Below are 14,630 nucleotides of genomic sequence, written 5' to 3'. Positions count from 1 at the left end.
GTTGTCCCGGATCAGGCCTCCATCCGCGCCACTTCGGACAGGCGGGCGATGGCCGCATCCAGTTCTTCGAGGGCCTGCGAGGCGGCCGGGTCGTTCTGCTTGAGCAAGGTTTCACTGCGCTGGCAGGCGGCGCGCAGTTGCGGAACGCCGCAGTAGCGGGTGGCTCCGTGCAAGCGGTGGACCCGTTCCAGCAGGGTGCTTCGGTCGCCGCTGCGGGCAGCAAACCGGATGGCTTCGCGGTCGGCGTCGAGGGAAGCCAGCAGCATCGACAGCATGTCGGCGGCGAGGTCAGCCTTGCCGGCTGCCAGGCGCAGCCCCTCTTCGGGGTCTAGCACTTCCAGGCCGTTGTCGTCCCGGCTTTCCCATCCCGATCCCTGACGTTGTACCGGCTGGCCGCCGAGGCTGAGGCCGGTCCACTTGAGCACCACCTGGGTCAACTGGCGTTCGCCGATGGGCTTGGTCAGGTAATCGTCCATACCGCCCTGGAGCAGGGCGCGCTTCTCGTTCGCCAGGGCGTGGGCGGTGAGGGCGACGATGGGAACCGGGTCGATGCGCTGCTCGTTCTCCCAGCGGCGTATCGCCTCGGTGGCCTGGGTGCCGTCCATGCCGGGCATCTGCACGTCCATCAGCACCAGGTCGAAACGCTCGCGCTGCACCGCCTCGATGGCGTCGAAGCCGCTGTCGACGGCACGCACCTCGGCGCCCATGTCGGTCAGCAGGGTCTGCACCAGCAGCAGGTTCGCCGGGTTGTCGTCGACGCAGAGCACGCGCGGCGCGCGGCTGCTTTGTGTTTGCGGCGGATCGACGCGGATTGGACGTGGGCTGATCAGCCCGCCGAGCGCCTGTTGCAGTTTGCGTGTGCAAGCAGGCTTGGCCTGAAGCTGGCTGTGGGCTTCTGGCAGGGCGCGGTGGTAAAGGGCCTGTTCGGTGGTGGGGCAGAGCACCAGGCTCTTGCAGCCAAGCTGTTCCAGCTCCCAGACGCGCTGGCTGAGCTGCTCCGGCGAGAGCGCCTGGACGTCCGCGCCAATGACCGCGAGGCCGATGGGGCGATTGCCAAGGCGGTGAGCGGCGACTTCGTCCACCAGGTTGCCGATGCTGGGGAAGTCGAGCACTTCCAGGCCACTGTCTTCCAACTGGTGGCGCAGGGCCTGCCGCGTCAGCTCCTGGGGTTCGAGCACCGCCACGCGGCGGCCTTCCAGGTAGGGCTGCGCGCTGTCTTCGATCTCGTCCAGGGATTTCGGCAGGCTGAGGGTGATCCAGAATTCCGAGCCGACGCCTGGCGTGCTGCTGACGCCGATTTCGCCGCCCATCTGTTCGATCAGGCGCTTGGAGATCACCAGCCCGAGGCCGGTTCCGCCCGCCTGGCGGGAGAGGGAGTTGTCGGCCTGGGTGAAGGCCTGGAACAGGGCGCGCAGATCGCCGTCGGTCAGGCCGATGCCGGTGTCCTGCACGCTGATGCGCAGCTGCGCCAGTTCGTCGTCGCTGTCGTCCTCGAGCATGGCGCGCACGGCGATGGTGCCTTCGCGGGTGAACTTGATGGCGTTGCTCACCAGGTTGGTCAGTACCTGCTTGAGGCGCATCGGGTCGCCCATGAGCTGCAGCGGGGTGTCGCGGTAGACCAGGCTGACCAGCTCCAGGCGCTTCTCGTGGGCCGCCGGAGCGAGGATGGTGAGGGTGTCCTGGATCAGGTCGCGGAGGTTGAAGGGGATGCTTTCCAGCACCAGCTTGCCGGCCTCGATCTTCGAGAAGTCGAGCACCTCGTTGATGATGCCGAGCAGGCTGTCGGCGGACTTCTCGATGGTGTTCAGGTAGTCCTGCTGGCGCGTGGTGAGGTCGCTTTTCTTCAGCAGGTTGGTGAAGCCGAGGATTCCATTGAGCGGGGTGCGGATCTCGTGGCTCATGTTGGCGAGGAATTCGGACTTGATGCGGCTGGCCTCCAGGGCCTCCTTGCGCGCCAGGTCCAGTTCGATGTTCTGGATCTCGATGGTTTCGAGGTTCTGGCGCACGTCCTCGGTGGCCTGGTCGATGTTGTGCTGCAACTCTTCCTGGGCGGTTTGCAGGGCTTCGGCCATGCGGTTGATGCCCGAGGCCAGCTCGTCCAGTTCATGGCTGCCCAGCGGGGGCAGGCGGGTTTCCAGGCGGCCTTCCTTGAGCAGCGCTACGCCCTGCTTGATGCGCCGCAGCGGATCGTTGATCGCCCGACTCATGCGCAGGGCCAGCAGCGCCGTGACGCCCAGGCCGGTGGTGATCAGCAGCAGGCTGGCCAGCAGGCTACGGTAGCCGCGCAACAAGGTGCCCTGGTGGGACATCTCCAGTTCCACCCAGCCCAGCAGGTCGTCATTGGGCAGCTTCGCCTTGTCGCCGGAAAGCACCCGGTGGCGTTCGAACACCGGTTGCAGGAAGCGGGTGGCTTCGGTGTTGCTCTTGAGCGCCAGGTTGTTGCCCTCGCCATCGGGGCTTTCATTGAGCATGCGCGGCCCGGCGTGGGCGAGACGCTTGTGGTCGGCGCCGATGAAGCTCACCGCGCGCACGTCGGCCTGGTCCAGAGCGTGGTCGGCGATACGCTCCAGCAGCACCGCGTCGCCGCGGATCAGGGCGGGGGCGGCGAGTGGCGCCAGGTGCTCGGCGATCATCTGGCCACGCTGCAGCAGCTGAGCCTGCATATCGGCCTGTTGTACCCAGGTGAAATAGCCGCCCAGTACCAATGCCAGCAGGCTGGTGGGCAGCAGCGTCAGCATGAGCACGCGGCCCTTGATGCCCAGATCCTTGTACACGCCCGTCCTCCCCATGGGTTTTCCGCGCAGTGTAGCGGCTCATTGGATGGGAATCTTCCGGCAGTTTTGTCGAAGTTCGTACTCGACAATCCTTTTCATTTACCGGTGATTTCCATGCTGGCCACTTCCTTGGCCCTCGTGCGCATCCCTGCCGTCGAGGACGAGCCGTTGCTGGCTTTCCATCAGCATGAGCGTCTTCAGAGCGGCGGTCTTGACGTCGCGCTGCGCCAGCAAGGCGAAGAAGGCCTGGGGCTGCTCCGTGAGGAAGGCTTCGATCTGATTCTCATGGACGTCCTGCCGCCCTGGCGGCCCGGGCCAGGAGCCTGACTCGCGTCCGGGGCTTGAACAGGAGCTGCGCTGCCTAGACCTCGGCCCAGCGTCGCAGCAGGTTGTGATAGTTGCCAGTGAGCCGGACCAGGGCAGGGTGGTCCGGAACGTCGCGGGCCAGGCTCTGGATTGCCTGATCCATGTCGAACAGCAGGGCGCGCTGGCTGTCTTCGCGGATCATGCTCTGGATCCAGAAGAAGGACGCCAGGCGAGCGCCCCGTGTGACCGGTTCCACCTGGTGAAGGCTGCTGGCGGGATAGACCACCAGGTCGCCGGCGGCCAGCTTCACGCGGTGTTCGCCGTAGGTGTCCTGGATCACCAGGTCGCCACCGTCGTACGACTCCGGTTCGCTGAAGAACAGGGTGGCGGAGACATCGGTGCGCACCTGCTCGGGGCTGCCCTTGATGGCACGCACGGCATTGTCGATGTGGTAACCGAACGCGCCGCCACCGCTGTAGCGGTTGAACAGGGGCGGGTAGACCTTGTTCGGCAGTACCGCGGAGATGAACAGCGGGTTGTTCCACAGACGTTGCAGCATGGCGGTACTGATTTCGCGGGCCAGTGGGTCGCTTTCCGCCAGTTGCTGGTTGTTCTTGGTCTTGGCCGACTGATAGCCGGCGGTGACCTTACCGTCCCCCCATTCGGCCTGCTCCAGTGCTTCGCGGATTCGCGTTGCCTCTTCCGTCGTGAAGATTCCGGGAATGTGCAGGAGCATGGCGGTCTACCGGGGTTGGTTGGAGTGGAGTGGAGGCGAATAGTATTTATTTCCATTAACGCTGTACATCGGCAGCGGCCGGGCGGGCTCGTCGGAATCGCGGTGGCTTCATTCCTATCCCCAGGATTCGGAGCTTCCCAGGGCCGACTGGTGCGCAGGTGGCGGGGAAATGCATTTCCGCTACATCGTTATAGCTGCACGCCATAAGCCGAAACGCTCGCGCCATATGGTGTTGCGCGGTTTGCCGCTATCATATGCACCCCCTGCGTCTGGATTGCGAAACCCGCCATGACTCTGCAGTACCCCACAATCGCCGATTGCATCGGCCACACCCCGCTGGTGCGTTTGCAGCGGCTGGCTGGCGAAACCAGCAACACCCTCCTGGTCAAGCTTGAAGGCAACAACCCCGCCGGTTCGGTCAAGGATCGCCCGGCCCTGTCGATGATCACTCGCGCCGAACTGCGCGGTGATATCCAGCCCGGTGACACCCTGATCGAGGCCACTTCCGGCAACACCGGCATCGCCCTGGCCATGGCAGCAGCCATCAAGGGCTACAAGATGATGCTGATCATGCCGGACAACATGAGCGCCGAACGCAAGGCCGCCATGACCGCCTACGGCGCCGAGCTGATTCTGGTCAGCCGCGAAGAAGGCATGGAAGGTGCTCGCGACCTGGCTGAAAGCCTGCAGCGCGGCGGCCGTGGCAAGGTGCTGGACCAGTTCGCCAACGGCGACAACCCCGAAGCCCACTACGTCGGCACCGGCCCGGAAATCTGGCAGCAGACCCAGGGCACCATCACCCATTTCGTCAGCTCCATGGGGACCACCGGCACCATCATGGGTGTGTCGCGCTACCTCAAGGAGCAGAACCCGGCGATCCAGATCGTCGGCCTGCAACCGCAGGAAGGATCGGCCATCCCCGGCATCCGCCGCTGGCCGCAGGAATACCTGCCGAAGATCTACCAGGCCGAGCGCGTCGATCGCGTGGTCGACATGGCCCAGATCGAAGCCGAGGACACCATGCGCCGCCTGGCCCGCGAAGAAGGCATCTTCTGCGGCGTTTCCTCCGGTGGTGCGGTCGCGGCCATGCTGCGCCTGTCCCGCGAAGTGGAGAACGCTGTGATGGTGGCGATCATCTGCGACCGTGGCGACCGTTATCTCTCTACCGGCATCTACGAAGACCCTGAACGGCTGTGAAGATATCTACTGTGCGTCTCGATAGCTGCGTTGGGCGGTGCTCGCTCCTTGCCTATTCAAACGATATGTCTCGTCGCTGCGCTCCGTCCGCCTTGCTCTCGGGCCGCTCGTCACGATCTCTTCAGAGCGTTCACCATGTCCCGGCGTAACACCGGTCTGCGCTTCCAGCCCAGCGGCGGAGCGCGGACCCCGCAAGTTCCCGTAGGCAAGAAGCAGCGGCTGGTCATCGAGCGCCTGGCCAACGACGGACGCGGCATCGCTTTCATCGAAGGACGCACCTGGTTCGTTGCCGGGGCGCTGCCCGAGGAAGAGGTGGAGGCCCGTGTTCTTGCCGCCCGCAGCCAGGTGGTGGAAGCCCGTGCCGAGCGCGTGCTGAGTGCCAGCCCGATACGTCTGGTGCCGCCCTGCGCCCATGCCGGCCAATGCGGTGGCTGCACCCTGCAGCACCTGCCCCATGTCGAGCAACTTGCCCTGAAACAGCGCACCCTGGCCGAGCAGCTGGCGCGCGTCGCCGACCTCCAGCCGCAGGAATGGGTGGCCCCACTTGTGGGGACCGATTTCGGTTATCGGCGCCGTGCTCGCATCGCTGTGCGCTGGGACGTCAAGGCGCGTCAGCTGGACGTCGGCTTCCGCGCGGCTTCCAGCCAGGCGATTGTGGGGATCAAGGATTGCCTGGTGCTGGTACAGCCCTTGCAGTCGTTGATGCGTGCGTTGCCTCACGTGCTCAAGGGGATGGAAAAGCCGCAGGTAGTTGGCCACGTGGAGTTGTTCCACGGCACCGCGTCGGCATTGCTGCTGCGTCATACCCAGCCCCTGGGCGAGGCCGACCTGCAGCGCCTGCGCGAATTCTGCGCGGCGCACCAGGCTCAGCTCTGGCTGCACGGCGAAGGCGAACCCCATCCGGATCAGCCGGGCGCGCGCCTCGGCTTTCGCCTGGAGCAGTGGAGTCTGGAGCTTGAATATCGCCCCGGTGACTTCGTTCAGGTGAATGAGGCGGTCAACGAGGCGATGGTGGCGCAGGCGCTAGACTGGATGAAACCGCAGCCGGGCGAGCGGGTGCTGGATCTGTTCTGCGGGCTCGGCAACTTCGCCCTGCCGCTGGCGCGCCAGGTGCGCGAGGTGGTGGCGGTGGAAGGTGTCGAGGCCATGGTGCAACGGGCGCGCGGCAATGCCGCCGCCAATGGCCTGGATAATGTGCACTTCTTCCAGGCCGACCTGTCGAACCCCTTGGCCGATGCGCCCTGGGCCCGGCAGGGTTTCGATGCCGTGTTGCTCGATCCGCCGCGTGACGGCGCATTCGAAGCCGTTCGGCAGATTGCTGCAACCGGTGCAAAACGAGTGGTCTATGTATCCTGCAACCCGTCGACCCTGGCGCGTGACAGTGCCGAACTGGTCAAGCAGGGATACCAGCTGAAGAAGGCCGGGATTCTCGACATGTTTCCTCAGACGGCCCATGTCGAGGCCATGGCGTTATTCGAGGCGGGCTAGGAAGCCCGCGTAATCCGACCGGCACGACAGAGGCTGGCGACAATTCGACGTGAGGGGTTCACGTCGTAGGGAAGGTAGGCAAGATGGTACAGGTGAGAGCGCAACAGCCGGTCAATACAGACGGCAGCATCAACCTCGAGGCGTGGCTGGACCATGTCATCAGCCTCGACCCGGTGCTCGATCGCGCGGTACTCAAAGAGGCATGCGAGTTCGCCCGCGACGCCGAGCAACAGGCCATCGCTGCGAAGAACAGCTGGGCCGAGGGTAATTCCAGTTTCCAGACGGGCCTCGAGATCGCCGAGATCCTCGCGGACCTGAAGCTGGATCAGGAATCCCTGGTAGCCGCGGTGATCTACCGCGGCGTGCGCGAGGGCAAGATCCAGCTGCAAGCCGTGCAGCAGCGCTTCGGCGCGGTGGTGGCCAGGCTGATCGAAGGCGTGCTGCGCATGGCCGCCATCAGTGCCAGTCTCAATCCCCGCCATTCCATGGTCCTGGGCACCCAGGCGCAGGTGGAGAACCTGCGCAAGATGCTGGTGGCCATGGTCGACGACGTGCGCGTCGCCCTGATCAAGCTGGCCGAGCGTACCTGCGCCATCCGTGAAGTGAAGAACGCCGACGAGGAGAAGCGCCACCGCGTGGCCCGCGAGGTGTTCGACATCTACGCGCCTCTCGCCCACCGCCTCGGTATCGGTCATATCAAATGGGAGCTGGAGGACCTGTCCTTCCGCTACCTGGAGCCGGACCAGTACAAGCAGATCGCCAAGCTGCTCCACGAGCGCCGCCTCGACCGCGAGCAGTACATCGCCGACGTGATGAAGCAGCTGCGCGAGGAACTGGCAGCAACCGGCGTCAAGGCCGACATCAGCGGCCGCGCCAAGCACATCTATTCCATCTGGCGGAAGATGCAGCGCAAGGGCCTGCAGTTCAGCCAGATCTACGACGTGCGCGCGGTACGGGTGCTGGTGCCCGAGTTGCGTGATTGCTATACCGCGCTGGGTATCGTGCACACCCTCTGGCGGCACATTCCCAAGGAATTCGACGACTACATCGCCAACCCCAAGGAGAACGGCTACCGCTCCCTGCACACGGCGGTGATCGGTCCGGACGGCAAGGTGCTGGAGGTGCAGATCCGCACCCACGCCATGCACGAGGAAGCCGAACTCGGGGTCTGCGCCCACTGGCGCTACAAGGGCACCGACGTCAAGTCGAGCTCCGACCATTACGAAGAAAAGATCGCCTGGCTGCGCCAGGTGCTCGAATGGCACGAGGAACTGGGCGATATCGGCGGCCTGGCCGAGCAGTTGCGGGTGGATATCGAGCCCGACCGGGTCTACGTCTTCACCCCCGATGGCCACGCCATCGACCTGCCCAAGGGCGCCACGCCGCTGGACTTCGCCTATCGCGTGCATACCGAGATCGGCCACAACTGCCGGGGCGCCAAGGTCAACGGCCGCATCGTGCCGCTGAACTATGGGCTGCAGACCGGCGAGCAGGTGGAGATCATCACTGGCAAGCAGGGCGCGCCCAGCCGCGACTGGCTCAACCCGAACCTGGGCTACATCACCACCTCCAGGGCGCGGGCGAAGATCGTCCACTGGTTCAAGCTGCAGGCCCGCGACCAGAACGTCGCCGCCGGCAAGGCCATGCTCGAGCGCGAACTGTCGCGCCTGGCGTTGCCGCCGGTGGATTTCGAGAGACTGGCCGAGAAGTGCAACCTGCGCACTGCCGAAGACATGCACGCGGCTCTGGGCGCCGGCGACCTGCGCCTGGCCCATGTGGTCAATTGCGCCCAGGCGCTGGTGGAGCCGGAGCGCGGTCACAGCGAGCAGTTGGAGCTGATCCCGCGCAAGGCCTCCCACTACAAGCCGGGCAAGCGCGGCGACGTGCAGATCCAGGGCGTGGGCAACCTGCTCACGCAGATGGCCGGCTGCTGCCAACCGCTGCCGGGAGACCCTATCGTGGGTTACATCACCCTCGGCCGTGGCGTCAGCATCCACCGCCAGGACTGCCCTTCGGCGCTGCAACTGGCCGGCCGCGAGCCGGAGCGGATGATCCAGGTCAGCTGGGGGCCGGTGCCGGTGCAGACCTATCCGGTGGACATCATCATCCGCGCCTACGACCGTTCCGGCCTGCTGCGTGACGTCTCCCAGGTGCTGCTCAACGAGCGCATCAACGTGCTGGCGGTGAACACCCGCTCGAACAAGGAAGACAACACCGCCGCCATGTTGCTGACCATCGAAATCCCTGGTCTGGATGCGCTGGGCCGCCTGTTGGCCAGGATTTCCCAGCTGCCGAATATCATCGAAGCCCGCCGCAACCGGGCTGCTTGATGTAGGTTGGTCCGAGCCTGCGAGGCCCAACGCCCATGTTGGGCTTCGCTCCGCTCTGCACCAACCTACTGATGATCCCTACAGGATTCCGTCATGTACCAACTCAACGACCTGCTGCACCTCATGGCCCGCTTGCGCGACCCGCAGTACGGCTGCCCCTGGGATCTCAAGCAGGACTACGCCAGCATCGTCCCGCACACGATCGAGGAAGCCTACGAGGTGGCCGACGCCATCGAGCGGGGCGACTTCGACCATCTGCCCGGTGAGCTCGGCGACCTGTTGTTCCAGGTGGTGTATTACAGCCAGCTGGCGAAGGAGGAGGGGCGCTTCGAGTTTGCCGGCGTGGTGGATGCCATCACCCGCAAGCTGGTCCGCCGCCATCCCCATGTCTTTCCCGACGGCGACCTCTACGGCGCCCCGGACATGGCCCGCCTGGAAGAAGCCGCGATCAAGCAGCGCTGGGAGGAGATCAAGGCCGAGGAGCGTGCCGAAAAGGCAGCCGCGCCCGAGCAGCTTTCCCTGCTGGACGACGTGCCCACGGCGCTGCCGGCCTTGAGCCGAGCCGCCAAGCTGCAGAAGCGTGCCGCCCAGGTGGGCTTCGACTGGCCCGAGGCGTTGCCTGTGATCGACAAGCTGCGCGAGGAGCTGGACGAGGTGCTGGAGGCCATGAGCGAGAACGACCCGCAGGCCATCGCCGATGAGGTGGGTGACCTGCTGTTCGTGGTGGTCAACCTGGCCCGCCACCTCAAGGTCGATCCGGAAACCGCGTTACGCGGCGCCAATGGCAAGTTCGAGCGGCGCTTCCGCTTTATCGAACAGGCATTGCGCGAAGCGGGCCGTCCCATTGAAGATTGCACCCTGGAAGAACTGGATGCCCTCTGGGGCGAAGCCAAGAAGCAAGAAAAACTCAGCCTTGGCTGCTAGCAGGTAGATGTTCAACAGCCTGAAAATTCGAGAGACTGAATTCCTTTATGAGCCTTTCCCTCCGCGACCAGCTGCTGAAAGCCGGGCTGGTGAACGAAAAGCAGGTCAAGCAGGCCGGCAAGCAACAGCAGAAACAACAGCGCCTGGAGAAGAAAAACCAGGTCGAGAAGGATGACAGCCTGCGTCAGGCAGCCTTGCAGGCCCAGGCCGAGAAGGCCTCCCGCGACCAGGAGCTGAACCGTCAGCAGCAGGAAAAGGCTGACCAGAAGGCCCGGGCTGCGCAGATCAAGCAACTGATCGAAAGCTCCCGTCTGCCGAAGCTGACCACGGACGACTACTACAACTTCGTCGACGAGAAGAAGGTCAAGCGCCTGGCCGTCAACGCCATGATGCGCGACAAGTTGAGCCGCGGCTCCCTCGCCATCGTCCGCCACGGTGGCGGCTACGAGGTGATTCCGCGTGATGCGGCCCTGCGCATCCAGGAGCGCGATCCCCGTCGCGTCGTGTTGCTCAATACCCAGGTGGAAGAGCCGGATGCCGACGATCCGTACGCGGCCTACAAGGTGCCGGACGACCTGATGTGGTGATGTAAAGAAACCGGGCCTTGGCCCGGTTTTCTTTTGGGTGTCCCTGAGAGTCCTGTAGCAGCCTATGGCAGGACTTCGTCCTGCATGGCGAATGAATTCGCCCCTACAGCCCAGATGCACTCCGGGCACTCAGCAGATCTGATTTCCCAGCAGCACCCGCCCGAAACTGGCCCCTTCCGTCAGTGGCGTGATAGCCGTGATCTGGTCCAGCCGCAGGCGCTCCTGGCCGCCCTCGTTCTGCACAATGAGGAACTCCTCCTTGTCCGGCGTCGTCAGGGTGGTCATGGCTCGGGCATCGAGGCGGGCGCCGCCGGCCAGTTCGATATGCAGTTGGTAGCGATGCAGGCAGGCGATCTCGATGTAGTCGTAGAGGTCGCAGGAAAGCGGCAGGTATTCCTCAGACATGGCGGTTTCCTCTGCGGCGTGTCGGATGTTCAGCATAGGCGTTGTCGGCGTGCCCTGGCCTTCTCTCAAGTATCAGCCTGTTTCGCCTATCCGGGGCCCCACCTTGGTTCGGCAGGCTTTCCTGCGGGCACAAAAAACCGGGCGCTGGGCCCGGTTCTTCGTGGGGGGAGGTGTTACTCCGGCAGGCCCTGCACTGGCTTGCCGTTCACCGAGCCCTCTTTGAGCATGATCTGGTATTCCTTGCCGTCCTTCTCCACCTGGTGCAGGCGGACCAGCAGGAAGTCCCAGTCCTTGGCGAACCAGAGCACGGTCTTGCGGCTGCTCTGGGTGGGATCGCGCACGCGCTCGACCTTGATGGCATCCACCAGGCCGGCCTTGGTGCGCACGCGCTCCTCGCCCAGCACACGGAAGTCATAGGTCTCGACCTCGTCGCCGTCGATCACCTGGTAGCTCATGCTCTTCTTGCCGTCAGCGACGTCATGCTGGAGCACCAGCTGGTAGGTGGATTTGTCTTGCATGCCGCGGTTCAGGGGCAGACGCACCTGGTTGCCGCGGTCATTGCCGATGATCTGCTTCTGGGCCCAGTCGAAATCGAACTCCACCTGCTTGCTCTTGCCCAGGCCGCTACGGCTGAAGCGGTAGGTCAGGGGCAGGAAGGCATTGCTCTCGACGCGGAAGGTGCTCACTTCGCTCAGGCTGGCCACCAGCATGGAGGCTTCGAAGTCCAGTTCCCAACGGCCATTGTCGAGCTGTTTGAGGCTGCGACCGGCAGTGCCGCTGACGGGCAGCTGTTTCCAGTCGGCGGTGTAGCTGGCCTCGAAGGGTTTCAGCTCGGCCGCGACAGTGGGCAGGGTGAAAAGGGCGAGGAGCAACAACAAGGCACGACGCATTGGCGAATCTCCTAGTTACGCAGTTGTTGCCCCGAAGGGGGCAACGCTTGTCCATCCAGTTCGGCGCCGTTCTGGCCCAGACGCAGTCTGCCTTCGGCAAACCAGCGCATGGCCAGCGGATAAATGCGGTGTTCCTGTACATGAACCCGCTGTGCCAGGCTTTCCGGCGTGTCGTCCGACTCTACCGGGATCAAGGCCTGTACCACCAGAGGGCCGCCATCGAGTTCTTCGGTGACGAAGTGCACGCTGCAGCCATGCTCGGAATCGCCGGCTTCCAGCGCGCGCTGGTGGGTGTGCAGGCCCTTGTACTTCGGCAACAGCGAGGGATGAATGTTCAGCAGGCGCCCCTGATAGTGGCGCACGAAGCCGGGCGTGAGGATTCGCATGAATCCCGCCAACACCACCAGTTGTGGTTTGTAGGCATCAATGACTTCGATCAGGGCGGCGTCGAAGGCCTCGCGATCGGCGTAGGCCTTGTGGTCCAGTACGCGGGTATCGATGCCAGCCTTCCGGGCCCGCTCCAGCCCGAAGGCATCAGCACGGTTGGAAATCACCGCGCTGATACGGGCCGGATGGTCGTCGCCGGTGATGCTGTCGATCAGCGCCTGCAGGTTGCTGCCGGAGCCGGAGATCAGCACCACCACATCACAGCGTGCAGCCATCAGTGGCTCTTCAGATTGTTCAGTACGACGCGCTGGGCACCTTCGGCGGCCGCGGCGATTTCACCGATGACCCAGGGCTGCTCGCCAGCGGCGCGCAGGACCTTGAGCGCGGCTTCGGCCTGCTCAGGTGCAACGCAGATGACCATGCCCACGCCGCAGTTCAGTACGCGGTGCATTTCGGTTTCGTCGACGTTGCCTTGTTCCTGCAGCCAGTCGAAGACCGCCGGACGCTGCCAGCTGGCGACATCGATCACGGCCTGGGCGTTGTCCGGCAGGACGCGCGGGATGTTGTCCAGCAGGCCGCCGCCAGTGATGTGGGCCATGGCCTTCACCGCGCCGGTTTCCTTGATCAGCTGCAGCAGCGGCTTGACGTAGATGCGGGTCGGGGCCATCAGCAAATCGGCCAGGGGCTTGCCGTCGAGTTGGACCTGCTCGATATCGACGCCGCTGACTTCGATGATCTTGCGGATCAGCGAGTAGCCGTTGGAGTGCGGACCGGAGGAGGGCAGGGCAATCAGGGTGTCGCCGGTACGAACTTTGGAACCGTCGATGATCTCGGCTTTTTCCACTACGCCGACACAGAAGCCGGCCAGGTCGTAGTCTTCGCCTTCGTACATGCCGGGCATTTCGGCAGTCTCGCCGCCCACCAGGGAGCAGCCGGCCAGTTCGCAGCCGGCGCCGATGCCGGTGACCACAGTGGCGGCCACGTCAACATTGAGCTTGCCGGTGGCGTAGTAGTCGAGGAAGAACAGCGGCTCGGCGCCGCAGACTACCAGGTCGTTCACGCACATGGCGACCAGATCCTGGCCGATGCTGTCGTGCTTGTTCAGGTTCAGTGCCAGACGCAGCTTGGTGCCGACGCCGTCGGTGCCGGACACCAGGACCGGCTGCTTGTAGCCGGCCGGGATCTCGCAGAGGGCGCCGAAGCCACCCAGGCCGCCCATCACTTCCGGGCGCGCGGTGCGCTTGGCCACGCCTTTGATGCGTTCGACCAGGGCTTCACCAGCGTCGATGTCTACACCGGCGTCCTTGTAGCTCAGGGAGGGTTGCTTGCTCATAAATCCAGGCCTATAGGGGGAAATTCGAGGATCGACCGGCAAGTCTGGCTGCCGGTTTGCGAAGGCGCGCGATTTTATCAGGCTTGCCCGGTAGCGGCCATCGGCAGCGGTCGGCCCCGGTGAAAAGAACCAGAAAACGCGCGCGTTGCCCCGGGGCAGACGGCTGATTAAGGTATAGCCCTTCGATTGCGGCCTATGCTGCACCTGTTTTCTTACAGAGATTCCGCCATGCGCCTGCTCGCTCAAGCTGTACTGCTCTGCCTGACGTTGTTCGGCCTTTCGGTCCAGGCCGAGACGGTCAACAACCTCTATCAGGTTCGTGAACCTGTCACTTCGCAGCAGCCGGAGGAGCGCAGCCAGGCCCTGGTGCGCGCCCTGGAAACCCTGGTGCTGCGCCTGTCCGGGGACGCCAAGGCCGCCCAGAGCCCAGCTCTGGAAGCGGTGCGCAAGGACCCGCAGCAGCTCATCAGCCAGTACGGCTATGAAGGGCAGGTGCTGGTGGTGGACTTCGACCCCATCACCACCGAGCGCACCCTGCGCCAGGCCGGTATCCCGCTGTGGAGCCCCAATCGCCCGGCCATCCTGGCCTGGTGGCTGAACCATTCCGGTGAGGGCAGCAACAATCTGGTGGGCGACGGCCAGGAAGCCGCGACGCCTCTGCGTCAGGCGGCACAGAACCGCGGCCTGCCGCTGCGTCTGCCGATCGCGGACCTCAATGAGCAGTTGCTGGCGACGCCCGAGCAACTGACGTCCGCCCAACCCGGTGCGCTGACCCAGGCTTCCGAGCGCTACGGCGCTGACGCCCTGCTGGCGGTTGATGCCAGCGAGGCCGACGGCAAGTGGCAGGCGCAATGGCGCCTGTGGCTGGGCGACAGCCGCGAGCAGGGCACCGCTGAAGGCGCAGACAACGCTGCGCTGGCTGATGCCGTGATGTCTGCGGTGAGCCAGCGCCTGGCAACGCGCTTCGTGGTGGCACCCGGCGCTGGACAGAACCTGGAGCTGGAAGTGCAGGGCGCCAATCTGGCCCGCTATGCCGAGCTGTCGCGCCTGCTGGAACCCTTCGGTGCCCGCCTGCTCAAGGTCGAGGGTGACCGCCTGGAGTACCAGGTCAACGCCAGCCCCGAACAGCTGCGCGCCCAACTGGCCCTGGCCGGGCTCCAGGAGGCGCCGCCCGAGGCCCCGGCCGCTCCGGCTCCTGCCGCTGATCCCCAGGCCGCTCCGGCGCCCCAGGTAGTGCCGCGCAACAACGTGCTGCGTTTCCGCTGGTAGCGGG

The 14,630-nt window shown here is 64.8% G+C and carries 13 protein-coding genes; 7 read left to right on the top strand and 6 right to left on the bottom strand.

Annotated features, from left to right (window positions below; all coding sequences use genetic code 11):
* Window positions 1–11: 11 nt before the first annotated feature.
* On the bottom strand, window positions 12–2,774 hold the full coding sequence (locus E8E91_RS19445) for a response regulator (protein WP_280377934.1): 2,763 nt from the start codon (window positions 2,772–2,774) through the stop codon (window positions 12–14).
* A gap of 114 nt (window positions 2,775–2,888) precedes the next feature.
* Between E8E91_RS19445 and E8E91_RS19440 the strand changes: the two genes are divergently transcribed.
* Complete coding sequence (locus tag E8E91_RS19440) at window positions 2,889–3,101, top strand: hypothetical protein (protein WP_280377932.1); 213 nt, start codon at window positions 2,889–2,891, stop codon at window positions 3,099–3,101.
* A gap of 34 nt (window positions 3,102–3,135) precedes the next feature.
* On the opposite strand, the gene E8E91_RS19435 is transcribed toward E8E91_RS19440, so the two are convergent.
* Complete coding sequence (locus tag E8E91_RS19435) at window positions 3,136–3,816, bottom strand: Fe2+-dependent dioxygenase (RefSeq protein ID WP_280377930.1); 681 nt, start codon at window positions 3,814–3,816, stop codon at window positions 3,136–3,138.
* A 288-nt stretch (window positions 3,817–4,104) separates the two neighbouring features.
* On the opposite strand from E8E91_RS19435, the gene cysM reads away from it, so the two are divergent.
* The 5 genes from cysM (at window position 4,105) to E8E91_RS19410 (ending at window position 10,342) form a co-directional block, all read left to right on the top strand.
* A complete protein-coding gene (gene cysM, locus E8E91_RS19430) occupies window positions 4,105–5,013 on the top strand; it encodes a cysteine synthase CysM (RefSeq protein ID WP_280377928.1) in 909 nt (302 codons plus the stop codon).
* A 135-nt stretch (window positions 5,014–5,148) separates the two neighbouring features.
* A complete protein-coding gene (gene rlmD, locus E8E91_RS19425) occupies window positions 5,149–6,501 on the top strand; it encodes a 23S rRNA (uracil(1939)-C(5))-methyltransferase RlmD (RefSeq protein ID WP_280377927.1) in 1,353 nt (450 codons plus the stop codon).
* A gap of 83 nt (window positions 6,502–6,584) precedes the next feature.
* The gene (relA, locus tag E8E91_RS19420) at window positions 6,585–8,831 is read left to right on the top strand and encodes a GTP diphosphokinase (RefSeq protein ID WP_280377925.1); all 2,247 of its coding nucleotides are present in this window, start codon (window positions 6,585–6,587) and stop codon (window positions 8,829–8,831) included.
* Between the two features lie 93 nt (window positions 8,832–8,924).
* Window positions 8,925–9,755, top strand: a complete 831-nt coding sequence (gene mazG, locus E8E91_RS19415) for a nucleoside triphosphate pyrophosphohydrolase (RefSeq protein WP_280377923.1) — start codon at window positions 8,925–8,927, stop codon at window positions 9,753–9,755.
* A gap of 47 nt (window positions 9,756–9,802) precedes the next feature.
* Window positions 9,803–10,342: a DUF2058 domain-containing protein gene (locus tag E8E91_RS19410; RefSeq protein ID WP_280368324.1), complete on the top strand. Its 540-nt coding sequence runs from the start codon at window positions 9,803–9,805 to the stop codon at window positions 10,340–10,342.
* Window positions 10,343–10,471: 129 nt separating this feature from the next.
* Here the strand turns inward: E8E91_RS19410 and E8E91_RS19405 are convergent, their stop codons facing one another.
* The 4 genes from E8E91_RS19405 to purM form a co-directional block, all read right to left on the bottom strand.
* Window positions 10,472–10,747: a Rho-binding antiterminator gene (locus E8E91_RS19405; RefSeq protein ID WP_151138908.1), complete on the bottom strand. Its 276-nt coding sequence runs from the start codon at window positions 10,745–10,747 to the stop codon at window positions 10,472–10,474.
* 173 nt (window positions 10,748–10,920) lie between these two features.
* Entirely contained in the window at window positions 10,921–11,637 is a 717-nt protein-coding gene (locus E8E91_RS19400) for a DUF3108 domain-containing protein (protein ID WP_280377921.1), read from the bottom strand.
* Window positions 11,638–11,648: 11 nt separating this feature from the next.
* Window positions 11,649–12,299, bottom strand: a complete 651-nt coding sequence (gene purN / locus E8E91_RS19395; RefSeq protein ID WP_280377918.1) for a phosphoribosylglycinamide formyltransferase — start codon at window positions 12,297–12,299, stop codon at window positions 11,649–11,651.
* Window positions 12,299–13,357 carry a phosphoribosylformylglycinamidine cyclo-ligase gene (purM, locus tag E8E91_RS19390; protein ID WP_271472149.1) on the bottom strand — a complete coding sequence of 353 codons (1,059 nt, stop codon included), beginning with the start codon at window positions 13,355–13,357 and terminating at the stop codon, window positions 12,299–12,301. Before purM ends, purN begins: the two co-directional genes overlap by 1 nt.
* 228 nt (window positions 13,358–13,585) lie before the next feature.
* Between purM and E8E91_RS19385 the strand changes: the two genes are divergently transcribed.
* Window positions 13,586–14,626 carry a DUF2066 domain-containing protein gene (locus E8E91_RS19385; RefSeq protein WP_280377916.1) on the top strand — a complete coding sequence of 347 codons (1,041 nt, stop codon included), beginning with the start codon at window positions 13,586–13,588 and terminating at the stop codon, window positions 14,624–14,626.
* Window positions 14,627–14,630 lie beyond the last annotated feature (4 nt).

This window comes from Pseudomonas sp. BN515, from assembly GCF_029873155.1.
Classification (GTDB): Bacteria; Pseudomonadota; Gammaproteobacteria; order Pseudomonadales; family Pseudomonadaceae; genus Metapseudomonas.
Note: the sequence above shows the minus strand (reverse complement) of the source record. Positions and strands in the feature narration are given on the sequence as shown.

Bases quoted from the DNA above. Each gene is read 5' to 3' on its own strand.
- purN (WP_280377918.1), bottom strand. From the start codon at position 12,299: ATGGCTGCACGCTGTGATGTGGTGGTGCTGATCTCCGGCTCCGGCAGC.
- cysM (WP_280377928.1), top strand. From the start codon at position 4,105: ATGACTCTGCAGTACCCCACAATCGCCGATTGCATCGGCCACACCCCG.
- E8E91_RS19400 (WP_280377921.1), bottom strand. From the start codon at position 11,637: ATGCGTCGTGCCTTGTTGTTGCTCCTCGCCCTTTTCACCCTGCCCACT.
- E8E91_RS19405 (WP_151138908.1), bottom strand. From the start codon at position 10,747: ATGTCTGAGGAATACCTGCCGCTTTCCTGCGACCTCTACGACTACATC.
- rlmD (WP_280377927.1), top strand. From the start codon at position 5,149: ATGTCCCGGCGTAACACCGGTCTGCGCTTCCAGCCCAGCGGCGGAGCG.
- relA (WP_280377925.1), top strand. From the start codon at position 6,585: ATGGTACAGGTGAGAGCGCAACAGCCGGTCAATACAGACGGCAGCATC.
- mazG (WP_280377923.1), top strand. From the start codon at position 8,925: ATGTACCAACTCAACGACCTGCTGCACCTCATGGCCCGCTTGCGCGAC.
- E8E91_RS19435 (WP_280377930.1), bottom strand. From the start codon at position 3,816: ATGCTCCTGCACATTCCCGGAATCTTCACGACGGAAGAGGCAACGCGA.
- E8E91_RS19410 (WP_280368324.1), top strand. From the start codon at position 9,803: ATGAGCCTTTCCCTCCGCGACCAGCTGCTGAAAGCCGGGCTGGTGAAC.
- E8E91_RS19385 (WP_280377916.1), top strand. From the start codon at position 13,586: ATGCGCCTGCTCGCTCAAGCTGTACTGCTCTGCCTGACGTTGTTCGGC.
- purM (WP_271472149.1), bottom strand. From the start codon at position 13,357: ATGAGCAAGCAACCCTCCCTGAGCTACAAGGACGCCGGTGTAGACATC.
- E8E91_RS19440 (WP_280377932.1), top strand. From the start codon at position 2,889: ATGCTGGCCACTTCCTTGGCCCTCGTGCGCATCCCTGCCGTCGAGGAC.